The following is a 22667-nucleotide window of genomic DNA, read 5'->3' on the forward strand; positions in this document are numbered from 1 at the left end:
AACGTGGAAGGACAACCATGACCCGACCGATCACGCTCTTCACCGGCCAGTGGGCCGACCTGCCGTTCGAGGAGGTGTGCCGCCTCGCCTCCGAGTGGGGATACGACGGCCTGGAGATCGCCTGCTGGGGCGACCACCTCGACGTCTGGCAGGCCGCCGAGGACGAGACGTACGTCCAGGCGAAGCTGGACCTGCTGGCCAAGCACAACCTGAAGGTGTTCACGATCTCCAACCACCTCAAGGGACAGGCGGTCTGCGACGACCCGATCGACCAGCGCCACCAGGACATCCTGCCCGCCAGGATCTGGGGCGACGGCGATCCCGAGGGCGTACGCCAGCGGGCCGCCGAGGAGATGAAGATGACCGCCCGGGCGGCGAAGAACCTCGGCGTCAAGACGGTCGTCGGCTTCACCGGCTCCGCCATCTGGAAGTACGTCGCGATGTTCCCGCCCATCTCCCAGGAGACGATCGAGGCCGGCTACCAGGACTTCGCCGACCGGTGGAACCCGATCCTCGACGTCTTCGACGAGTGCGGGGTGCGGTTCGCCCACGAGGTGCACCCCTCGGAGATCGCCTACGACTACTGGTCGACCGTGGCGACGCTGGAGGCGATCGGCCACCGGGAGGCGTTCGGGCTCAACTGGGACCCCAGCCACATGGTGTGGCAGCAGGTTGACCCGGTCGGGTTCCTGTGGGACTTCCGCGACCGGATCTACCACGTGGACTGCAAGGACACGAAGATGCAGACCGGCAACGGCCGCAACGCCCGGCTCGGCTCCCACCTCGCCTGGGCCGACCCGCGCCGTGGCTGGGACTTCGTGTCCACCGGCCACGGTGACGTCCCGTGGGAGCAGTGCTTCCGGATGCTCAACTCCATCGGCTACGACGGCCCCATCTCGATCGAGTGGGAAGACGCCGGCATGGACCGCCTCGTCGGTGCCCCCGAGGCACTCGAGTTCGTCCGCCGGCTCGCCTTCGACGCCCCCGAGGCCGCCTTCGACGCCGCCTTCAGCACCACCGACTGACTCGACCCCCGAGAGTTCGACAACCCCGAGAGGAAACCGCCATGTGTTACGGATTCGATGGTGAGGGCGCGCTGCGCCGCTCGCTGGAGGAGCGCGGCCTGAGCCGTCGCTCCATGTTCAAGGGTGCCCTGGGCGCCGTCGCCGGCGGTGCCGTGCTGGCCGCGGCACCGGGCCTGCTCTCCCCGGCCGGCGCGGCCGTGACGGCCGCTCGGGGCGGCTGTCGGGTGCCTCCGGGCCGGATCAGCATCCAGCTGTGGACGCTGCGCGACGCGCTGTGGGGCGACCCGGGCTTCGACGCGACGATGACGAAGATCGCCGAGATGGGCTACCCGCGGGTCGAGCAGGCGCTGGGCTACTTCGGCAAGACCGCGGCCGAGCTCCGCGCCTTCTACGACGACCTGGGCATCCGGGCTTCCTCCTCCCACGACGGCATCAGCGCCGACCAGGCCGCGCTGCAGACCAAGCTGGAGAACGCCGCGACCCTCGGCCAGCGCTACCTGGTCGTTCCCTACCTCGCCTCCAGCTCGCTCTCGGACTGGCAGACCTGGGCGGAGCAGATGAACGTCGAGGCGGCGGCCGCGAAGCGCTACGGGATCGCCTACGGCTACCACAACCACGCCCACGAGTTCACGACCGATCTCGGCGGCGGCGTGACCCCGTGGGACATCCTCACCACCGAGCTGGACCCGGGGCTGGTTCACCTCGAGGTCGACATCTACTGGGCGGTCACCGGCGGGGTGAACCGAGGCCTGTCCAACGACGAGGCCGTGGACTTCGCCATCGACACCATCACCTCGGGGCCGCAGCGGGTGCGGCAGTACCACGTCAAGGATCGCAACCCCACCACCGGCGACCACGTCGACCTCGGCACCGGCTTCATCGACTTCGCGAAGGTCTTCTCGGCCCACGAGGTCGAGGAGTACATCGTCGAGAACGACACCCCGGAGATCAGCCCGCTCCACACCGCGGAGGTCGGCTACTCCTACCTGCGTGGCCTGCGCTACTGACGTACGCCACGCCTGACGCGGCAGCCGCCCCCGACCCTCCCTCCGGGGCGGCTGCCGTCCCCTTCGACATCGTCGATGAAGACTCGGTGAACCCTCCGAGAAGTCGAGAGGTCTGCCCTCGACCGATCCTTCGGGCGGCCCGTGTCGGGCTCCCCGGACCGCTCGTGGGCGGCATAGGCTGGAGCCCATGCCATCGCCCCGGGTATCGCTGATCACCGCTGTCTACAACCCGCCCGCCGATGCCTTCGAGGACACGATCGCGTCGGTCCTGGGACAGTCCTACGACGACTGGGAGTGGGTCCTCAGCGACGACCGATCGCCGGCCCCCTGGGTGCTGCCGCGGTTGCGCGAGCTGGCCGCGAAGGAGCCGCGGGTGCGCATCGTCGAGCGTCCCGAGAACGGTGGGATCGTCGCCGCGTCGAACTCGTCGCTGGCCGAGGCGACCGGCGAGCTGATCGCGCTGCTCGACCACGACGACGTGCTCGAGCCGAACGCGCTGGAGAAGATGGTCGGCGCCTACGACCGGTTCGACGACCTCGACTACGCCTACAGCGACCAGGACCTGATGAGCGACGAGGGCGAGCTCCGCGACGCCTACTACAAGCCCGACTGGTCCCCGGAGCGGCTGCGCCACCACAACTACTGCACCCACTTCTCGGTCCTCCGGCGCTCCGTCGTGGAGGAGGTCGGCGGCTTCCAGGAGGGCTTCGACGGCTCCCAGGACCACGACCTCGTGCTGCGGGTCAGCGAGCGGGCGCGGCGCATCGTCCACGTCCCCGGCGCGCTCTACCACTGGCGCCAGGTGCCGGGCTCGGCCGCCGCGGACAACCAGGCCAAGCCGTACGCCTGGGACGCCGGCGTACGCGCGGTGCAGGCCCACCTGGACCGGCTCGGCATCCGGGCGAGGGCCTCGCACGGCGTCTCGCCCGGCCTCTACCGTGTCGAGCGCGAGCCCGACCTGGACACCCCGGTGAGCGTGATCATCCCGACCATCGGCACCAGCGCGATCGTGTGGGGAGAGAAGCGTGCGATGGTCGTCGAGACCGTCCGCTCCGTGGTCGCCTCGACCAAGCACCGAGACGTCGAGTTCGTGATCGTCTACGACACCCCGACCCCGGCGCCGGTGCTGGAGGCGCTGCGGGCGATCGAGGGCGCCGACATCAAGCTGGTCGAGTTCACCGAGAAGTTCAGCTTCAGCGCCAAGTGCAACGTCGGCGCCGCGCACGCTCGCGGCGACGTCCTGGTGTTCCTCAACGACGACATGGAGGCCTACTCCGACGGCGTCATCGAGCACCTGATCGCCCCGCTGCGCGAGCCCGACGTCGGGATGACCGGCCCCAAGCTCCTCTTCGAGGACCTCCGCATCCAGCACGCCGGCCTGATCTACGGCAGCGGCACCATCACCCACGCCTACTACCGGGCCCGCCCCGAGGAGCGCGGCAACCACGGCGAGCTGCACATCAACCGGGAGACCTCGGCGCTGACCGGCGCCTGCGTCGCGATGCGGCGCGAGGTCTTCTTCGACGCCGGCGGTTTCAGCGAGCGCCTGCCGGTCAACTACAACGACGTCGACCTGTGCCTCAAGGTCCGTCGCTCACTCGGCCTGCGCCTGGTCTGGCTCCACGACGTCGTCCTCTTCCACTTCGAGTCGGTCAGCCGCGACAACGCGGTCCACGACTGGGAGAAGGACTTCATCAACAACCGCTGGGGCAACTACCAGTACGTACGTGAGGGCTACTCCAACGGAGTCCGCTGACCCGGCGCGTCTGTCCCAAAAAGTGGCGTCGAGTCGGCGCATCTGTCTCGGGGCTCGGCGTCGAGTCGGCGCGTTTGACCCGGCCTGTCCGCAGGCCTGGGGCAGTTGCGCCGGCTCGGCGCTGAGTGGTGGGGCAGTTGCGCCGGCTCGGCGCCGATCCTGGTCAGCCCTGGGCCGCGCGGCGGAGGCGGCGGACGACCCGGCGGAGGAAGTTCCGCACCGGGTGGCGGTTGGCGTAGACGAGGTCGGCCTCGAGGCCGGCGACCCGGCCGCGCAGGCGCTCGATGCGCTCGCGTCGGCGCTTGTTGGTCTCACGAGCCTGGCGCAGCTGCTTGGACAGCACGCCGACTCGGGCCTGGGCGGAGTTGGCGGAGGCCTGGATGCCGAGGATGTGGTCGCGGGTGGCGAGCCGCGAGCGGGTGACCTCCTCGAACCGCCGGGTGTGGACGTCGCGGAGCCTGACCTCGTCGGCCGGGGTCGCCTCGACGAGCTCGGGCGCGGCCGGTGGCCGCTCACCGTCGGCGAGCGGCCGGGCGGCGAGCTGGAACTGGTAGACGAGCGCGTCGGGCTGCTGGCGCACCCACTCCACGGCGACGTCGGGAAGCAGATCGGCATCGATCGCGACCTCGACGTTGAGCGGGTCGGCGGTGGTGCCGCGCAGGTCCTCGATCGCGTATCCGGCCTCGGCGAAGAGCTCCAGCAGACCCGCGCGCGAGTAGAACTTGATGTGGGTGCGGTCCAGGAGGCCGGTGTCGGTGGTCTTCCAACGGCCCTGGAGCAGCGCGAGACGGATCGATCCGTGGGTGACGTTGGGGATCGAGATGACCACCCGGCCGCCGGGGGCGAGCAGGTCACGGGCCTGCTCGAGCGCCGCCCGCGGGTCGGCGAGGTGCTCGAGCACGTCGGCGAAGATCACCACGTCGAAGGAGCCGGGCTCGACGATCTCGGTCAGCGGCGTCGCGTCGAGGTCGGCGACGACCACCCTCTCCAGGACCTTCTCGGCCAGGCTCGCCGCCTCGGGGTCGATCTCGATGCCGGTGACGACGAAGCCGCGCTCGGTGAGGATCCGGCCGATCTCGCCCGTCCAGCAGCCGACGTCGAGGACCCGCTTCCCACTGCCCGTCGAGGCGGCAGACTCAGCCAGGTCGAGGACCTGCACATGGCTGGTGTTGCGGTGATCGAGGTCGATCTCGACGGCGTAGTGCGACATGCGACGAGGGTAGCGACCTTTGGTGGCCCCGCGCGGGTCCGGCACGGGTGATTCACGGGCTGTTTCGATGCTTCGGCGACGTACGGGGAAATCCTCTGTTACACAGAGGAAACAGACGCCTCGGGGTGTCGAAACGTCCCCAGGTGAAGGTGGCGGCGAAGATGACAGGATCAAGGACCTCTGGAGGCGCCCTCTCGTGAAGCTCGTGACCGCAGTGATCAAGCCCCATAAGTGGGAGGACGTGCGCGAGGCCCTCGAGGCCTTCGGTGTGACCGGGATGACCGTCTCGGAGGTCTCCGGCTACGGCCGGCAGAAGGGCCACACCGAGGTCTACCGAGGTGCCGAGTACGACATCGCCCTGGTGCCGAAGATCCGCATCGAGATCGTGGTGGAGGACGAGGACGCGGCCGACGTCGTCGGGATCATCGTGAAGACCGCGCAGACCGGACGGATCGGCGACGGGAAAGTCTGGCTCAGCCCGATCGAGTCCGTTGTCCGCGTACGGACCGGTGCACGCGATGCGGAAGCGCTCTGACTAGGCTTCGTCCGAGTGCCGTCCCATCGAATCCCACCGGAGGAGAGAAATGAAGCTCGTCACCGCAGTGATCAAACCCCACAAGTGGGAGGACGTCCGCGTCGCCCTGGAAGCTGTCGGTGTCACCGGCATGACCGTCTCGGAGGTCTCGGGCTACGGCCGCCAGAAGGGTCACACCGAGGTCTACCGTGGCGCTGAGTACGACGTCGCCCTGGTGCCGAAGATCCGCATCGAGATCGCCGTACCCGACGAGGAGGTCGAGTCGGTGGTCAGCGCGATCGAGACCTCGGCGAAGACCGAGCGGATCGGCGACGGCAAGGTCTGGGTCTCCCCATTGGAGACCATCGTGCGGGTACGCACCGGCGACCGCGACGACGCCGCCATCTGACGCTGTCATCTGACGCTGTCATCTGACGCTGTCGTCTGATATGGAGGAGGCTGAGCGTGACCGCTGAGGGACGGGCGGAACGCACAGCCGAGGCCGACGAGCAGTGCGTCAAGGCGTACGTTACGGCCGGCGGCCCCGAGGTCGGGGTCGCCCTGGTCGCCGTCGGGGGATACGGGCGCGGGGAGCTCGCGCCCTTCTCCGACTGGGACCTGGTCCTGGTGCACGACGACGACGTCGAGCCCGGGGCCGTGGCCGAGCAGGTCTGGTACCCGCTCTGGGATGCCGCCCCCAAGCTCGACCACTCGGTGCGGTCGTTCTCCGAGATGCTCTCGGCCTCGACCGGCGACCTCCGGGTCGCCCTGGGGCTGCTCGACATCCGGCATCTGGCCGGCGACCGCGGGCTCGTGCTGCGGCTGCGTACGACGATGCTGGCGCACTGGCGCAAGCACGCCCGCGCGCTGCTGCCCGAGCTGAGGACGATGAGCGTGGAGCGGCACCGGCGCGCCGGTGAGCTTGCGCACGCCTCGGTCCCGGACCTGAAGGAGATGTACGGCGGGCTTCGGGACGCCGTCGTGATCAAGGCGATCGTGGCGACCTGGCTGGTCGACGTCCCGGCGGTCGACCTGGAGAAGTCGCGCCGAGCCCTCCTCGATGTCCGCGATCTCGTGCAGGAGATCGCCGGCCGGGCCACCGACCGGGTCGTGCCCGAGATGTGGGACGAGCTCGCTCAACGGCTCGAGCTGGCCGACGCCCGCACCGCACAGGCCCACGTACGCACCATCGGCCGCCGCATCGCCCACCTGTCCCGGCTCGCCTGGCGACGGGTCGACGGGGTGCTCGAACGATCGCGGCCCGGAGCGCCGCGCCGCCCCCGGCTCGCGCCGCTGGGCAACGGCCTGGCGCTCGCGTCGGGCGAGGTGGTGCTGGTGCCGGGCGCCCGCCCCTCGCGCGATCCGCTGATGCTGCTGCGGGCCTCGGCGCTCGCCGCCGAGCACGGCGTCGCGCTGGCGCCCGCGACCGCCGCGCGCCTGGCCCGGGACACCCCGGTGCTGGCCGAGCCGTGGCCGGAGGAGGCACGCCGGCTCTTCGTACGGCTGCTGGGCGCCGGACGCGGGCTGCTCGCGGTCTGGGAGACCCTCGAGGAGACCGGTGCGGTCTCCCGGATCCTGCCCGAGTGGGAGCGGATCCGGCTCCTTCCGCACGCCTCGATCATCCATCGCTTCACGGTCGACCGGCACACCATCGAGACCTGTATCGAGGCGGTCGCGCTGCTGCCGCGCGTGGCCCGTCCGGACGTTCTCCTCGTCGCCGCGATGCTCCACGACATCGGCAAGGGGTCGCTGACCGAGCACAGCGTCGCGGGGGAGCCGATCGCCCGCCGGATCGCCACCCGGATGGGTTTCCCCGACGATGAGGTCGACCTGATCTCGATGCTGGTGCGCTGGCACCTGCTGCTGTCGGTGACCGCGACCACCCGCGACCCCGATGACCCCGCGACCGTCGACCTCGTGGTCTCGACGATGGGGGACGCGGAGGCGCTCGCGCTCCTCACCGCGCTCACCGAGGCCGACGCGCGGGCGACGAGCACCCAGGCCTGGACCAGCTGGCGGGCCCGGCTCATCCGCGACCTCGCCGCGCGGGCCGCGAAGGTGCTCGACACCGGCATCGCCGCGGGGGAGCGACCGCAGGCCGCGGTGGAGATCCCGGAGAGCGTACGTTCGGGGTCGGTCTCCTTCCGTGCCGAGCCGCTCGCCGACGGCGCCCGGGTGTGGGTGATCGCCTCCGACCGGCTCGGCCTGCTCGCCGACCTGGCCGCCACCTTCGCGGTCGCCCGGCTGCCGGTCAGGGCGTGTCGTGCCTGGCAGCAGGGTGGTTTCGGGGTCAGCGTGTGGGACCTCGACGACTCCTACGTCGACGCCGCGGTGCTGCGCACCCGGTTCTCGGCGATCACCGAGGGCCGCCTCGACCCGGCGACCCGGCTGGCACCGAGTGCGGCCGCGCGGGGGAGCGAGCCCTCGGTCGTCGTACGCCCCGAAGCCTCCAGCAAGGCCACCGTCCTCGAGGTTCGCACCATCGACCGCCCCGGGGTCGTCTACACCGTCGCCGCTGCCCTGGCGCGGATGGAGATCGCCGTCCGCTCCGCCCACATCTCCACCCTCGGCCCGCAGGCCGTCGACGTGTTCTACCTGCAGGAGGCCCACGCCGGTGCTCTCGCCGAGCAGCGGGCGGCTGAGGCGGCCCATGCGGTCCGCGCTGCCCTCGAACGCTGACCGAGGTAACTCGGTGAGCGTCCGGCACCCCTGCGCGCGCCCGCCGAATAGCACCCCACGTACAACAGTTCGTTAGTCTTGGCAGGACAACCACTCTGCTGAAGGACCGCTTTGTTCGCCACGCTCTCCGACCGGCTCGCCACGACGTTCAAGAACATCCGGGGCAAGGGCCGCCTCACCGATGCCGACATCGACGCCACCGCTCGCGAGATCCGTATCGCGTTGCTCGAGGCCGACGTCGCGCTGCCGGTGGTGCGCGAGTTCGTCGCCCGGGTCAAGGAGCGGGCGCGCGGCGAGGAGGTCAGCCAGGCGCTGAACCCCGCCCAGCAGATCGTCAAGATCGTCAACGACGAGCTGGTCACGATCCTGGGTGGCGAGACCCGCCGGCTGCGCTACGCCAAGACCGGTCCGACCGTCATCATGCTCGCGGGTCTGCAGGGTGCCGGTAAGACCACCCTGGCCGCGAAGCTCGCACTGTGGCTGAAGGAGCAGGGCAAGGCGCCGCTGCTGGTGGCCGCCGACCTGCAGCGGCCCAACGCGGTCAACCAGCTCCAGGTCAACGGTGAGCGCGTCGGGGTCCCGGTCTACGCTCCGCAGCCGGGCAACGCCGGAGGAATCGAGCACGGTGGTGACCCGGTCGAGGTCGCCCGTGACGCCGTCGAGGAGGCCAAGCGCAAGCTCCACGACGTGGTCATCGTCGACACCGCCGGCCGCCTCGGCATCGACGAGGAGCTGATGAAGCAGGCCGCCGACATCAAGGCGGCGGTCAACCCCGACGAGGTCCTCTTCGTCGTCGACGCGATGATCGGTCAGGACGCGGTCAACACCGCGCAGGCCTTCCTCGACGGCGTCGGCTACGACGGCGTGGTCCTCACCAAGCTCGACGGGGACGCCCGCGGTGGTGCGGCGCTCTCCATCGTCCAGATCACCGGCAAGCCGGTCATGTTCGCCTCCAACGGCGAGAAGATGACCGACTTCGACCTGTTCCACCCCGACCGGATGGCCGGCCGGATCCTCGACATGGGCGACATGCTCACCCTGATCGAGCAGGCCGAGAAGACCTTCGACCAGGGGCAGGCCGAGAGGGACGCGGCCAAGCTCGCGACCGGCGAGTTCACGCTCGAGGACTTCCTCAAGCAGATGCAGCAGCTGCGCAAGCTCGGCTCGATGTCGAAGCTGATGGGCATGCTGCCCGGGATGGGCCAGTTCCGCGAGCAGCTCGACAACTTCGACGAGCGCGAGATCGACCGGATCCAGGCGATCATCCAGTCGATGACCCCGGCCGAGCGCGCCAACCCGAAGATCCTCGACGGCTCCCGCCGCGCCCGCATCGCGAAGGGCTCCGGCCGCCAGGTCTCCGACGTCAACCAGCTCATCCAGCGCTTCACCGAGGCGTCGAAGATGATGAAGCAGCTCGCCTCCGGCGGCGGCATGCCAGGGATGCCCGGCGCGCCCGGTGCCGGCTTCGGCAAGCGCGCCGGCGCCAAGCAGGTCGCCCAGAAGAAGAAGGGCAAGGGCGCGCGCAAGTCCGGCAACCCGGCCAAGGCCGCCCAGCAGGCCAAGGCCGATGCCGAGAAGAAGCCGGCCGCCGCCAACCCGTTCGGCGTGCCGGGCGGCGACCAGATCGACTACGAGAAGGCGGCGGCCGAGCTCAACCTGCCCTCCGACTTCTCCAAGTTCTTGAAGTGACCCGCCTGGATCGCATCGTCATCGTCGACCACTCCCCGCAGTGGGCACGGTCGTTCGAGTCGGCGCGGTCGCAGGTGGAACCACTTCTGACCGAGCACCTGGTGCGTCCGGTCGAGCACATCGGAAGTACGTCGGTCCCCGGTCTGCCTGCCAAGCCGATCATCGACATGGTCGCAGTGGTGGACTCGTACGAGGCGGTCGCGCGTTCGCTCCCTGCCCTGACCGAGGTCGGCTGGGTCGCGGCCCCGGAGCCTCACGACGTCGAGCAGCGGAAGTGGTCGTGGTGCTCGCCATCGGTCGCTCATCGCACCCACCACCTTCATGTGGTCGAGAAGTCCTCGGAGGATTGGCCGACCTGGCTGGCCTTCCGCGACCACATGCGCACGAACGCCGAGGACCGGGAGGCGTACGCCGCGATCAAACGCCGACTTGCGGCGGCCGACGATGAGGACAGGGTGGCGTATCGGGCAGGAAAGGCTCCGTTCATCGCCACGGTGCTGAGCCGGATCGCTGCGGAGAGCTGAGCCGAGTCGCCCGTCAGTTCCACGCATGTGCCGATGTTGCAGAAAGGGCCGCGCGCGTCGCGTCGACCCTCCCCCTTATCCTGGGCCGCATGGCAACGGTCCTGGTCGTCGACGGAGCCAACGTCGTCGGCGCCCGTCCGGACGGCTGGTGGAAGGACCGGGCCGGCGCTGCGCGCCGGCTGCACGAGGCGCTGCTGGTCGCCGATCTCCCGCACGACCGGATCGTCCTGGTCCTGGAGGGACAGGCGAAGGGCGGCGTACGTCCGGGCAAGGACGCCCACGTACGCACCGTCCACGCGCCGAAGGACGGCGATGCCGCGATCGTCGGTGTCGTGCGTGAGGCGCTCGAGAAGGGCGACCGGGTGACGCTCGTGACCGCCGACCGCATGCTTCAGGCGCGCTGCGGCGGCGCGACCGCGCTGGGACCGTCCTGGTTGCTTGACCAGATCTGAGGATTTCGCGGGGTTACGCACGCGTAGCCATTGACCGCGTTTGTGATCGCCGTCACGCTTGGGAGCGCTCTCACGAGTTCCGGCACCCCAACGCCGAGGTGCCGGCAGATCACTCTCAGGAGGCCTGTCCCGTGCGATCACACAGACGGCGCGGCGCGATCGGCGGAGCCTCGGCTCTCGCCGGCCTGCTCTGCGCCACGCTCCTCGTCACTCCCGCGTCCACCGCTGCTGCCAGCACCGCAGCCGACACCGCAGCCCACACCACCACCATCCGCGCGGACCACGCGCTGCCCTACCAGAACCCACGTCTCTCCACCGACACCCGCGTCCCCGACCTGCTCGCCCGGATGACGCTGGCCGAGAAGGTCGGCCAGATGACCCAGGCCGAACGTGCGGACGTCGCCGCCGACCCCGGCCAGATCGCCGAGCTCGGGCTCGGCAGCGTACTCTCCGGCGGCGGCTCGACCCCGGCCGAGAACACTCCCGAGGCCTGGGCCGACACGGTCGACGCCTTCCAGGAGCAAGCGCTCTCGACCCGGCTCGGGATCCCGCTGCTCTACGGCGTGGACTCGGTCCATGGCCACGGCAACCTCGACGGCGCGACCGTCTTCCCGCACAACATCGGCCTCGGCGCCACCCGCGACCCGAAGCTGGCCGAGCGGATCGGACACATCACCGCCGAGGAGACCCGCGCCTCCGGGCCGCAGTGGACCTTCGCCCCGTGCATCTGCGTCGCCCGCGACGACCGGTGGGGGAGGACGTACGAGTCGTTCGGGGAGGACCCGAAGCTCGCCGCGTCGATGTCCCAGATGATCGAGGGGTTCCAGGGCGACCGGGGCGAGCTCGACGATCCCGACCGCGTGCTCGCGACCGCCAAGCACTTCGCCGGCGACGGTCTCACGACCTTCGGCACCGGTGAGGGTGACTACACGATCGACCAGGGCATCACCCAGGCCTCGCGCGCCGAGTTCGAGAAGCTCGCGCTCACGCCGTACGTCACCGCCATCAAGAAGCACGACGTCGGCTCGGTGATGCCGTCCTTCTCCAGTGTCGACTGGACCGACGACGGTCTCGGCAACCCGGTCAAGATGCACGCCCACAAGGAGCTCGTCACGGGCTGGCTCAAGCAGAAGCAGGGCTTCGACGGCCTGGTGATCTCCGACTGGCGGGCGATCCACCAGATCCCGGGGACGTACGCCGAGCAGGTGGCCACCTCGGTCAACGCCGGTGTCGACATGTTCATGGAGCCGTTCTCCGGCGACACGGTCGGCTACCCGCAGTTCATCGAGACGCTGACCGCGGCGGTCGAGGACGGTGTCGTCCCGATGGCCCGTATCGACGACGCGGTCTCCCGCATCCTGGCCGCGAAGTTCGACCTCGGTCTCTTCGAGAAACCGTTCACCGACCGGCGCAACATCGACGAGATCGGCAGCGCCGACCACCGCCGCGTCGCCCGCGAGGCGGTGGCGAAGTCGCAGGTCCTGCTCAAGAACCGGCGACACACGCTGCCGCTCTCGGGCCACGACGAGGTCTATGTCGCCGGCAGCAAGGCCGACAGCATCGGCGACCAGGCCGGCGGCTGGACGATCACCTGGCAGGGCAACTCGACCCACCAGATCCCGGGCGACACGATCCTCGACGGGATCGAGTCCGCGGCCCGCGGCGAGGTGACCCACTCGCCCGACGCCTCCGTACCTGTCCCCGCCGGGGCCCACGGTGTCGTGGTCGTCGGCGAGCACCCGTACGCCGAGGGCTTCGGTGACGTCGGCGGCCCGCGCTGGGGCTACGACCCCGGTGAGGGCGGCGTGCAGCGGCCCGCGCTGACGATGCAGCTCAGCGACGCCGACACCGCGGCGATCGAGAAGGTCTGCGCGGCCGCGGCGACCTGCACGGTGCTGGTCGTCTCCGGGCGCCCGATGATCATCCCGCCGGAGCTGCTCGGCCAGATCGACGCGCTGGTGGCCTCCTGGCTGCCGGGCAGCGAGGGCAGGGGCGTCGCCGACGTGCTCTTCGGGAAGCGCCCGTTCACGGGGAAGCTCCCGGTCACCTGGCCACGCTCGGTCGACCAGGAGCCGATCAACGTCGGTGATTCGGACTATGACCCGCTGTTTGCTTACGGACACGGTCTGCGGACCGGTCGGTAGATGAGATGGCCCGGTCCGAGTTCGGCGAATCGTCGATTCGCGACCCTTGGATCGGTCCATTTCGGTGCATGATCTGTGCATGCAGACGCTTCGCGTAGACGTATCGGGACGTGCGCTCAGCTTCCCGCCCGACAAGATCGTCCGAATAGGTCGCTCGATTGATGCCGACGTGGTGCTCTCGTCCTCCTCGGTCTCGCGTGCTCATGCCGAGCTCCGCCCGGAACCCACCGGGTGGAAGCTGGTCGACGTCGGCTCCGCCGGTGGGACGTACGTCTCCGGCAGCCGCGTCACCGAGGTGCCGTTGACCGGGGCGACCGAGATCCAGCTTGGCCCGGCGGGGCCTGGCTCGACGATCACGGTCACCCTTGACGACGCGCCGGTGGCGGCAGGGGCTCCGCGCGCTCAGGCGCCGGCGCCGCCACCTCCGCCTGCGGGGTTTGCCGGACCGGGCACCGTGGCCCCGCCCACGGGGGCGCCGGCAGCGGCCCCGGCGGCCCCCGCGGCGCCCGGCTACCGACCGCCCGCGCCCCCGGCCCAGTCGGCTCGGTCGGCCCCGTCGGCGGACGACGGCATCTCGGAGCTGACGATCGCCCCCGGGATGGCGCGGCCGTCCGCCCCCGGGCAGCCGCCGACCCCGCCGACCGGACCCGACCTGCTGCTGGTGGCCGAGGGCAAGGAGCACCGCTTCCGCCATCCGGTCACGGTGACCATCGGCCGCGCGGCCGACAACTCCGTCGTGCTGGAGGACCAGGGGGTCTCGCGCCAGCACGCCCGGCTGGTCGCCAAGCCCGGTGGCTGGACCTTTGAGAACGCCTCCCAGACCGGGTCGTTCCTCAAGGGGAAGCCGCTGGCCCGGGAGGAGATCGACGAGGAGACCGAGATCCGTCTCGGTCACCCCGTCGCGGGCGAGATCCTCAAGGTCATCCCGATCTACGCAGCCGAGGTCGAGGTCGCTCGTGCCGCCGCCAAGCGCCGCAACAAGCTCCTGCTGTGGGGCGGGATCGGGGCCGCGGCCGCGGTCGTGGTCATCGGACTGGTGGTCGCGATGTTCGTGGTGCCCGGCGGCGACCCGGCCCAGGACACCGGTCTGACCAAGGAGGAGCTCAACGTCGCGCAGCGCGCCACCGTCTGGATCACCTACGCACCGACCCAGGACACCATCGCGATGGGGTCCGGGTCGATCGTCTCCAAGGACGGCAAGATCCTCACCAACGCCCACGTGGCCGACCCGGCGAAGATCCCGGAGTACGCCGCCAAGGGCGAGGTCTCGCCCGACTACGTCAACATCCACCTGACCAACCCGGCCGAGGGCTACAAGGTCGGCGAGCCCGACTACGTCGCCAAGGTGATCGAGTCCGACGGCGAGGTCGACAGCGCGGTCGTGCAGATCGTCGCCGACGGTGAGGGCGACCCGGTGAACCCCTCCTCGCTCGACCTGCCGACGATCGCGCTCGGCGACTCCGATGCGGTCGACCGCGGCGACTTCATCGCCACGATCGGCTTCCCGATGCTGCCGAAGGAGAGCTTCGCCGACAAGGAGGGCGCCCTCTTCCAGCCGCCCACCGTCGCCGAGGGCAACGTGGCCACCATCCTCTCCTTCGACGGAGAGGAGCGGGCCGTCTTCGACGTCACCGCCCGGATCTCCAGCGGCAACTCCGGTGGTGCCGCGGTCAACGACGACGGTGAGCTGGTCGGCGTACCGACCTCCATCGGATGGGACGAGAACAACGTCGTCACCGGCCAGGTCATCCCGCTCGCCCAGCACATCCCGATCCTCGAGGCCGCCGGGGTGAAGGTGCCGTCCGGGAGTAGGTAACCTGCGTCACATGACTGCTCTGCGCTTCTCCGGCCCGGTCCTTCCCGATGGAGAGGTGCGGGACCTCTACGTCCTCGACGGCCGCATCACCTATGAGCGGCCGTCGGGGGCGGAGACCGGTGCGTCGGGTTGGATCGTCCCCGGTCTCGTCGACGCCCACTGCCACGTCGGGCTCGGGCCGGACGGGGCGGTCGACCAGGAGACGGCCGAGGCCCAGGCGATCGCCGACCGCAACGCCGGCGCGCTGCTCCTGCGCGATGCCGGCTCCGCCGCCGACACCCGCTGGGTCCAGTCCCGTGACGACCTGCCCCGGCTGATCCGCGCCGGCCGCCACATCGGGCGTACGAAGCGCTACATGCGCAACTACGCCGACGAGGTCGAGCCCGACGGCCTGGCCGAGGCCGTCGAGCGGCAGGCCCGCTCCGGTGACGGTTGGGTCAAGCTCGTCGGCGACTGGATCGACCGGGCCGAGGGCGACCTGAAGCCGTCCTTCCCGGCCGAGTCGTTCGCCGAGGCGATCAAGGTGGCCCACGACAACGACGCACGCGTCACGGCCCACTGCTTCGGCCACGAGGTCCTGCCCGGGCTGATCGAGGCCGGGATCGACTGCATCGAGCACGGCACGGGGCTGACCCCCGATCTCGTCGAGGCGATGGCCGAGCAGGGAACCGCACTGGTCCCCACGGTGGCCCAGCTGGAGATCTTCCCCGATCTCGCTGCGGCCGCGGCGCCGAAGTTCCCGACGTACGCCGCCACCATGGAGGACCTCTACGCGCGCCGCCGCGAGACGATCATGAGTGCTCACGAGGCGGGCGTGGCCCTCTACGCGGGCTCCGACGGCGCGGGCGACCAGCTGCACGGCGTGCTCCCGACGGAGGTCCTCGCCATGCACCGCCTCGGCCTCCCGGCCGACGTCGTCCTCGGCGCCGCCTCCTGGCGCGCCCGGGAGTGGCTCGGCCACAACCCCGGCCTCGCCGAGGGCGATCCCGCCGACTTCGTCGTCTACGACACCAACCCCCTCGAGGACCTCACCGTCCTGGCTCGTCCGGCCGCCGTCGTGCTCCGTGGGGCCATCTACTCCTGAGCGACGTCGCGGATCCGGTGCTCCTCGGGGAGGTACTTCACCAGGGCGCAGTTGCGCTTGACGCACTCCTCGGCGTACGCCGTCCCGGTGCGGGTGTCGATCAGGGTGCGCCAGATCTCGTTGCGGCGGTAGACCTCGCCGGAGGGGACGCGGAGGAACTCCTCGCCACGGGCGTCGACGTGGTAGGCGACACCGATGGGGGTGTCGGCGCGGAGCTCGCCGCGCAGGTGCTTCTCGCCGACCCAGGTGCGCAGCTGGAAGGTGTGCGGGGTGTCGTTGCGTACGACCAGGTCGAGGTAGGGATAGACGATCGAGCAGCCGACGCCCCAGGGGAGCACCCGACCGTTGTCGGGGAACGGGTCGAAGCTGTGCTCGGAGCGCTCAACGATGGTGAGCGGGGAGTGCAGGAACATCCAGTGCAGCAGGTTGGCCAGCTGGCAGATCCCGCCGCCGACACCCGGGGTCGCCTCGCCGTTGGACAGGCGCATGCCCTCGACGTAGCCCTTGCGGGCGGTGCAGTCGCCGACCACCTTGTTGAAGCTGAAGGTCTCGCCGGGCCGGACCACGATCCCGTCCGTCTCTGCGGCCGCGAGACGCAGATTGGTGATCTTGTTGTGCTGCAGCCACATCTCCGCGTCGCCGAGCTGGCGCAGCAGGAGCGAACCGTGCTGCTTGACGCGCACCGGCAGGTTCTCCTCCGAGCGGGTGGCCGCCCAGGCGGTGGAGGAGACCAGCCAGTCCAGGTGGCGCCGCTCGCGGTGGACGAAGCGGGCGAGGGGCAGCAGCGAGGGGTGGCGCTTGCTCAGTGGCGTACGCCGGGCAGCGATCGCGAGCACGTCGTGCGCGGCCGGGCTGGGAGCGGGTGCGGTGATCGTCATGACTGGTGAGACGCCCCACCGGGTGGGGCGGTTGCGCGCTGCGTACGGGAATTTCTTCCCGACCTGCAGGTCTGGCAAACTGGAGCGCGTGTCCTGTGCGCAGGGACCCTCTCACCCGGCGCTCAGTGCCCGCCGAAGTTGCCTGACGGGTGTCCCCACACCGACACGGGCCTCTTCACCCATATTCGATTCCGAAGGAATACCACCAACAGTGGCTGTCAAGATCCGCTTGAAGCGCCTGGGCAAGATCCGGGTTCCGCAGTACCGCATCGTCATCGTCGACTCGCGCAAGAAGCGCGACGGCGCTGTCATCGAGGAGATCGGTCTCTACCGTCCCAAGGAGGAGCCGAGCTTCATCCAGGTCGACTCCGAGCGCGCCCAGTACTGGCTCGGCGTCGGCGCCCAGCCGACCCCGGCTCTCGAGGCGATCCTCAAGGTGACCGGCGACTGGCAGAAGTTCAAGGGCCTCCCGGGCGCCGAGGGCACCCTCAAGGTCGCCCCGCCGAAGCCCGACAAGCTGGAGCTCTTCAACAAGGCTCTCGCCGAGGCGCACGCCTCCGCCGGTGCCGAGGCCGTCACCAAGAAGTCCGCAAAGAAGGCCGAGGAGCCCAAGGCCGAGGAGGCTCCGGCTGAGGAGCCCAAGGCCGAGGAGCCTGCCGCCGCTGAGGCCGAGGCCTGAGCAGCATGCTCGCCGAAGCTCTCGAGCACCTCGTCCGAGGAGTCGTCGACAACCCGGACGAGGTGAGCGTGCGCGACAAGCAGCTCCGTCGCGGCTCCGTCCTCGAGGTCCGGGTCCACCCCGACGACCTCGGCAAGGTGATCGGCCGCGGCGGCCGCACCGCCACCGCGTTCCGCACGGTCATCTCCGCGCTGGCCGGTAAGGGCGGCGCGCGGATCGACTTCGTCGACGTCGACGGCGGTCGCTGAGCACCGGCTGCACCAACTCACAACAGGCGCCACCCCGCTTCGGGGTGGCGCCTGTTGCTCATTTTCGGGGGCCGCGGCCCGTGTAACACGTCGTTCGTAGGACTACTCGCCCTATCGGAACGACCGGATAGTCCTACGAACAGCGTGTTACAGCGAGCGGGGCGGCCCACGTTGAGGAGTTCGGCCCGACGTACGCCACCCTCTAGGCTCACCTCGTGGAGTTGATCGAGGTGCTGGTCGGACGGATCGGGAAGCCGCACGGGATCCGAGGGTTCGTGACCGTCGAGGTGCGCACCGACGAGCCCGACCGGAGGTTCGCCGAGGGAACGGTGCTGCGAGCGCAGCCACCGAAGGGATCGGCGTACGCCGCCAAGCAGCTGACCGTGGAGGGCACCCGTTGGCACGGGCAGGTGCTCCAGGTCGCCTTCGAGGAGATCACCGACCGCAACGAGGCCGAGGCGGCTCGCGGGACCCTGCTCTTCGCCGACGTACCGGCCGAGGAGACACCGGAGGACCCCGACGAGTACTACGACCATCAGCTCATCGGCCTCACCGCGTTCGACGAGGAGGGGCGCGAGCTGGGCACGGTGAAGGCGCTGGTCCACGGCGGTGCGCAGGACCTGCTGACGATCCGCACCCCGGACCGACGCGACGCGCTGGTGCCGTTCGTGAAGGCGCTGGTGCCGGTCGTCGACCTCGCCGAGAAGAAGGTCGTCATCGCCGACCGACCCGGCCTGGTCACGCCGTTCACCGAGGACGAGGACGAGGCGAAGTGAGGCTCGACTACCTCACCATCTTTCCCGACTACCTCGCGCCGCTCCGGCTGAGTCTGCCGGGCAAGGCGATCGAGTCCGGGCTGCTGGACCTGCACGTCCACGACCTCCGCGCCTGGGCGCACGACAAGCACCGCACCGTCGACGACACCCCCTATGGCGGTGGCGCCGGGATGGTGATGAAGCCCGAGCCGTTCGGGGAGGCCTTCGACGAGCTGGCGATCGACGGCGCGACCGTGATCGTGACGACCCCGAGCGGCGAGCCGTTCACCCAGGCCCTGGCCCGGGAGCTGTCGACCCGGGAGCGGCTGGTCTTCCTGCTCGGCCGCTACGAGGGCATCGACCAGCGCGTGCTCGACCACGCCGCGACCCGCGCCGAGGTCCGTGAGATCTCCCTGGGCGACTACGTGCTCAACGGGGGAGAGGTCGCCGCGATGGCGATCACGGAGGCCGTCGTACGCCTGCTCCCCGGGTTCATGGGCAACGCCGAGTCGCTGGTGGAGGAGTCCCATGAGGACGGCCTGCTCGAGTACCCGGTCTACACCAAGCCCGCCTCCTGGCGTGAGCTCGAGGTCCCGAAGGTACTGCTCAGCGGCGACCACAAGCGCATCGCCGAGTGGCGCCACCAGCAGGCCGTGGAGAGAACCTCCGTACGCCGCCCCGACCTGCTCCACGCCTCCCAGTCCGCCACGGAGTGGGAGATCGTGCCCGCCGTACGCTCCGACGTGCCCGAGCTGCACACGCTGCAGCTCGCGTGCTGGGTGCAGGAGATGCACGACAACCCCGGCGTCCCGATCCCGCCGTTGCACGAGTCGCTCGACGACACGGTGCGCGCGCTCGAGACCCACGACGTCTACGTGGTCCGTTCCGCCGGACGGCTGGTCGGCTCGGTCCGTGCCCGGCTCGTGGGCGACGTCTGGGAGATCGGCCGTCTGATGACCGCCCCGGACATGCAGGGCCGAGGCCTTGGCCGGCAGTTGCTCGACCACATCCAGGCGGTCGCCCCGGCCGGCACCCGGACCCACCAGCTCTTCACGGGTGCGAAGAGCGAGCGGAACCAGCGGATCTACAAGAAAGCCGGGTTTCGGTTGCGCCGCGATCTCGAGGCCCCGCCAGGTGCCGTCATCCTGACGAAGACACACGCTCACCGTCGGTAACGGTTCGGCAACCGCCAACTCTGTTACTTTTCTGTAACACGAGGCATCCGTCTCTGAAACGAAGCGTCGCAACGATGCCGGGCAATGCGTACGTCGAGCGATGTGGCTCGCGTGTCGTCAAGCCCCATCCCGAGACTCAAATCAATGAGGCACTGAATGTCTGTCGAACTTGCGTGGCAACTCCTGTGCGCGGCCCTGGTCATCTTCATGACCCCTGGTCTCGCGTTCTTCTACGGCGGTCTGGTCAAGGCCAAGTCCGTCGTGTCGATGATGATGCTGAGCTTCGGCTCGATCGCCGTCGTCACGATCCTCTACGTCCTCTACGGCGGCACCGGCATCGCTGGCAACGGCACCAGCGGTGGCAGCAAGCTCTTCGGTAACCCGTTCGAGGACTTCGGTATGACCGACCTCGTCACCTCCGCGGGCAGCGGCGACGCGGGCAACCTCTTCGGTGGCCACGCCTTCCTGGTCGCCTTCTGCATCATCACCGTGGCCCTGGTCTCGGGGGCCGTCGCCGACCGTGCGCGCTTCTGGCCGTGGATGATCTTCGCGGTCTTCTTCGCCACCTTCGTGGTCTTCCCGACCTTCCGCTGGATCTGGGGCGTGGACTCCGAGGGCAACTTCTACGGCTGGCTCGCCAACAACGTCTACGGCCTCGGCGGCGCGCTCGACTGGGCCGGCGGTACCGTGATCCACCAGTCCGCCGGTGCCGCGGCCCTGGCGCTGGCGCTCGTGCTCGGCCGCCGCAAGGTCGGCTTCTCCAAGGAGGAGACGGTCGCGCACAACGTACCGCTCGTGCTGATCGGCGCCTCGATCCTGTGGTTCGGCTGGTTCGGCTTCAACACCGGTGTCTTCGGTGCCGATGAGGGCCAGACCTCGCTGATCTTCATCAACACGCTGCTGGCCCCGGCCGCCGCGATGATCGGCTGGATCGTCGTCGAGCAGTTCAAGGACGGCAAGCCCACCGCGGTCGGTGCCGCCTCCGGCATCGTCACGGGTCTGGTCGCCATCACCCCGGCCTGTGCGTTCGTCACCCCGGTCTGGGCCCTCGTCCTCGGCATCGTCGCCGGTGCCATCTGCGCCCTGGCCGTCGAGCTCAAGTTCAAGCTCGGCTTCGACGACACCCTCGACGTCGTCGGCATCCACCTCGTCGCCGGTTTCATCGGCTGTGTCTGGGTCGGCATCTTCGGCGCCGAGGTCCTCACCGGCGGCAGCCTGGTCTTCGGTGGCAGCTTCAAGCTGCTCGGTGCGCAGGTCCTCTCCTCGCTCACCGTGATCGCCTTCTCGTTCGTGGTCGCCTACATCATTGGCTTCGCGATCGAGAAGACCATCGGCTTCCGCGCCAAGGAGGAGGACGAGGTCGCCGGTATCGACACCGTTCTCCACGAGCCGGGCTACTCCGAGCTCGGCTGATCAGCTCGCATCCTCCTCGAGGCCCGTCCCGGTTAGCCGGGGCGGGCCTCGAGGCGTACGGCTGTTCCTTCGTCAAGGTATGCAGGCGAAGGCGCACATCCCCGGTGGAACTCCGCAAGGGAAGTGTTCCTTCGGCTGCATACCGTGCTGGAGGAGCAAGCCCTCAGCGCGGGCCGTAAGGAAGCTGCCGGGCCTGGTGCTGGATGCGGGCGCTGAGGTCCTCGACCTCGGCGAGCACTGCCGGGGCGACCCACACGGGTGAGCGGCGGGTGCGCTTGGTGCGGGTCAGGACGCCGGCCCTCTCGAGCCCGTCGATCGTTCCCTCGGGATCCTCGATCCCGATGCGCTCGGAGACGAGATCGGCATTGAGGATGGGCTCCTCGGTGAGAAGGTCGAGAAGACGGTACGCAGCAGTCCCCGGCCGTGGGCCGCCGGCCGCCTCGCCCCATCCCTGACGGATGCCCTCGAGCGTCTCGGCCGTCTTCCACGACTCGGTCGTGGCGATGGTCGTCGAGGCGGCGAGCATCGCGATGATCGTGGCGGCGGTGCCGGCCCGGTAGTCGTTGAGGGCGGCGAAGTAGCGGTCGCGGTGGGCGACGAGCGCCGAAGCGATCGGTACGGCCAGGTGGCGCGAGGCACGGCGTCGTCGCAGCACGGCGTGGATGAGCGCCCGGCCGATGCGGCCGTTGCCATCGATGAAGGGGTGGATCGACTCGAACTGGGCGTGCACGATCGCCGCCTGCGCGATGGGGGAGAGGTCGTCACGGTTCGCGAAGGAGACCAGGTCCTCGATGTAGTCGACGACCGTCTCCGGTGGCGGGGGCACGTGGAGGGTGTCTCGGGGTGCGTAGTCGGAGCCACCGACCCAGTTCTGCACGGTGCGGAACCTGCCGGCGTTGGCCGCCTCGTCGGGATGGCGTGCGAACAGGTCCCGGTGTGCGCGCAGGATGGCGTCGGAGGTGATCTTGCGGGTGGTGTCGGCCTCGCTGATCAGCCGCTGCATCGCCTGGGTCGCGGATGCCATCGAGGTCGCCGAGGAGTTGGCGCCGATTCCGAGCAGGGCCCGACCGTAGTCGGCCAGGCTCGCCTCGACGTGCTCGATCTTGGAGGAGTCGATCGCCTCGGTCCGCAGCTGGAGGTGGTTGAGCCCGTCCAACGTCCGGCCGTGGACCAGGTCGAGGTGTCGGAGCGCGCCCGCGCTGGCGGTCGTCATCGCCGCCACCGGTCGCTCCATCGCCAGCTCGAGATCGGCGATGTGCGGCGGCAGCGCCACCGTGACCTCACGGAGCAGCCGGTCCACGCGCGGACCGCGTGGGATCCGCTGCCGGTAGGGGCGCGTCACGTAGGTGTGCGGTGGCCAGTCGGTGTCGGTCACGGGGGAATCCTTGCACGGGCGTGGGTGGTGCTGCGTACGTCTGCGCGCTCCGCGGTCACGCCCACGCTCGGTCGTCTCGATTCTCGGCGGTCCGCGGCGCTGTGGCAGACTTGTGGGCCGGTCCAGTCGGCCGAGGCACGCTCCGAAGAAGACACCCGGAGGTGTTGCGACGGGCTCCTGCCACAGGGGGAACCGTACGCCGCCGGCCAGCGTGACTGGGCCACCGCCAAAGTCCGCCCTGACC

The 22667-nt window shown here is 69.9% G+C and carries 20 protein-coding genes; 17 read left to right on the forward strand and 3 right to left on the reverse strand.

Annotation, left to right across the window (positions count from 1 at the left end; all coding sequences use genetic code 11):
• Positions 1–17 precede the first annotated feature (17 nt).
• From ACIA03_RS23120 to ACIA03_RS23130, 3 genes are all read left to right on the forward strand, one after another.
• Positions 18–1025, forward strand: a complete 1008-nt coding sequence (locus ACIA03_RS23120) for a sugar phosphate isomerase/epimerase family protein (RefSeq protein WP_396986887.1) — start codon at positions 18–20, stop codon at positions 1023–1025.
• A 41-nt stretch (positions 1026–1066) separates the two neighbouring features.
• Positions 1067–2032, forward strand: a complete 966-nt coding sequence (locus ACIA03_RS23125; protein ID WP_396986889.1) for a sugar phosphate isomerase/epimerase family protein — start codon at positions 1067–1069, stop codon at positions 2030–2032.
• Positions 2033–2219: 187 nt separating this feature from the next.
• The gene (locus ACIA03_RS23130) at positions 2220–3788 is read left to right on the forward strand and encodes a glycosyltransferase (RefSeq protein WP_396986891.1); all 1569 of its coding nucleotides are present in this window, start codon (positions 2220–2222) and stop codon (positions 3786–3788) included.
• Positions 3789–3951: 163 nt separating this feature from the next.
• On the opposite strand, the gene ACIA03_RS23135 is transcribed toward ACIA03_RS23130, so the two are convergent.
• Positions 3952–4998 carry a class I SAM-dependent methyltransferase gene (locus tag ACIA03_RS23135; protein WP_396986893.1) on the reverse strand — a complete coding sequence of 349 codons (1047 nt, stop codon included), beginning with the start codon at positions 4996–4998 and terminating at the stop codon, positions 3952–3954.
• A 196-nt stretch (positions 4999–5194) separates the two neighbouring features.
• On the opposite strand from ACIA03_RS23135, the gene ACIA03_RS23140 reads away from it, so the two are divergent.
• The 9 genes from ACIA03_RS23140 to ACIA03_RS23180 all read left to right on the forward strand — a co-directional run bounded on the left by ACIA03_RS23140 (position 5195) and on the right by ACIA03_RS23180 (position 15900).
• Entirely contained in the window at positions 5195–5533 is a 339-nt protein-coding gene (locus ACIA03_RS23140; RefSeq protein WP_141792648.1) for a P-II family nitrogen regulator, read from the forward strand.
• 49 nt (positions 5534–5582) lie between these two features.
• Positions 5583–5921, forward strand: a complete 339-nt coding sequence (locus ACIA03_RS23145; RefSeq protein ID WP_008363338.1) for a P-II family nitrogen regulator — start codon at positions 5583–5585, stop codon at positions 5919–5921.
• A 56-nt stretch (positions 5922–5977) separates the two neighbouring features.
• The gene (locus ACIA03_RS23150) at positions 5978–8191 is read left to right on the forward strand and encodes a [protein-PII] uridylyltransferase (protein WP_396986896.1); all 2214 of its coding nucleotides are present in this window, start codon (positions 5978–5980) and stop codon (positions 8189–8191) included.
• A 111-nt stretch (positions 8192–8302) separates the two neighbouring features.
• On the forward strand, positions 8303–9880 hold the full coding sequence (gene ffh / locus ACIA03_RS23155; RefSeq protein WP_396986897.1) for a signal recognition particle protein: 1578 nt from the start codon (positions 8303–8305) through the stop codon (positions 9878–9880).
• Positions 9877–10404 (forward strand): GrpB family protein, encoded by a 528-nt coding sequence (locus ACIA03_RS23160; RefSeq protein ID WP_396986898.1) that lies wholly within the window; start codon positions 9877–9879, stop codon positions 10402–10404. The genes ffh and ACIA03_RS23160 overlap by 4 nt, the downstream gene beginning before the upstream one ends.
• Before the next feature lie 89 nt (positions 10405–10493).
• A complete protein-coding gene (locus ACIA03_RS23165) occupies positions 10494–10856 on the forward strand; it encodes a hypothetical protein (protein WP_350834609.1) in 363 nt (120 codons plus the stop codon).
• 131 nt (positions 10857–10987) lie between these two features.
• Positions 10988–13000 carry a glycoside hydrolase family 3 protein gene (locus ACIA03_RS23170; RefSeq protein ID WP_396986899.1) on the forward strand — a complete coding sequence of 671 codons (2013 nt, stop codon included), beginning with the start codon at positions 10988–10990 and terminating at the stop codon, positions 12998–13000.
• A 79-nt stretch (positions 13001–13079) separates the two neighbouring features.
• Entirely contained in the window at positions 13080–14816 is a 1737-nt protein-coding gene (locus ACIA03_RS23175; RefSeq protein WP_396986901.1) for an FHA domain-containing protein, read from the forward strand.
• 10 nt (positions 14817–14826) lie between these two features.
• Positions 14827–15900, forward strand: a complete 1074-nt coding sequence (locus ACIA03_RS23180) for an amidohydrolase family protein (protein WP_396986903.1) — start codon at positions 14827–14829, stop codon at positions 15898–15900.
• Here the strand turns inward: ACIA03_RS23180 and ACIA03_RS23185 are convergent.
• The gene (locus tag ACIA03_RS23185; RefSeq protein ID WP_396986905.1) at positions 15891–16778 is read right to left on the reverse strand and encodes a VanW family protein; all 888 of its coding nucleotides are present in this window, start codon (positions 16776–16778) and stop codon (positions 15891–15893) included. The genes ACIA03_RS23180 and ACIA03_RS23185 overlap by 10 nt on opposite strands.
• Positions 16779–16989: 211 nt before the next feature.
• On the opposite strand from ACIA03_RS23185, the gene rpsP reads away from it, so the two are divergent.
• The 5 genes from rpsP to ACIA03_RS23210 all read left to right on the forward strand — a co-directional run bounded on the left by rpsP (position 16990) and on the right by ACIA03_RS23210 (position 21048).
• Complete coding sequence (rpsP, locus tag ACIA03_RS23190) at positions 16990–17457, forward strand: 30S ribosomal protein S16 (protein ID WP_396986907.1); 468 nt, start codon at positions 16990–16992, stop codon at positions 17455–17457.
• A gap of 5 nt (positions 17458–17462) precedes the next feature.
• A complete protein-coding gene (locus tag ACIA03_RS23195; protein WP_008363327.1) occupies positions 17463–17705 on the forward strand; it encodes an RNA-binding protein in 243 nt (80 codons plus the stop codon).
• Between the two features lie 215 nt (positions 17706–17920).
• Positions 17921–18481: a ribosome maturation factor RimM gene (rimM, locus tag ACIA03_RS23200; RefSeq protein ID WP_396986908.1), complete on the forward strand. Its 561-nt coding sequence runs from the start codon at positions 17921–17923 to the stop codon at positions 18479–18481.
• Positions 18478–19635, forward strand: a complete 1158-nt coding sequence (gene trmD / locus ACIA03_RS23205; protein ID WP_396986910.1) for a tRNA (guanosine(37)-N1)-methyltransferase TrmD — start codon at positions 18478–18480, stop codon at positions 19633–19635. Before rimM ends, trmD begins: the two co-directional genes overlap by 4 nt.
• A gap of 156 nt (positions 19636–19791) precedes the next feature.
• Positions 19792–21048 carry an ammonium transporter gene (locus ACIA03_RS23210; RefSeq protein ID WP_396986912.1) on the forward strand — a complete coding sequence of 419 codons (1257 nt, stop codon included), beginning with the start codon at positions 19792–19794 and terminating at the stop codon, positions 21046–21048.
• A 163-nt stretch (positions 21049–21211) separates the two neighbouring features.
• Here ACIA03_RS23210 and ACIA03_RS23215 read toward each other — a convergent pair whose 3' ends face one another.
• Positions 21212–22423 carry a Fic family protein gene (locus ACIA03_RS23215; RefSeq protein WP_396986914.1) on the reverse strand — a complete coding sequence of 404 codons (1212 nt, stop codon included), beginning with the start codon at positions 22421–22423 and terminating at the stop codon, positions 21212–21214.
• Between the last annotated feature and the right edge of the window lie 244 nt (positions 22424–22667).

Origin of the sequence: Nocardioides sp. NPDC051685 (assembly GCF_044453405.1) — a bacterium.
Classification (GTDB): Bacteria; Actinomycetota; Actinomycetes; order Propionibacteriales; family Nocardioidaceae; genus Nocardioides.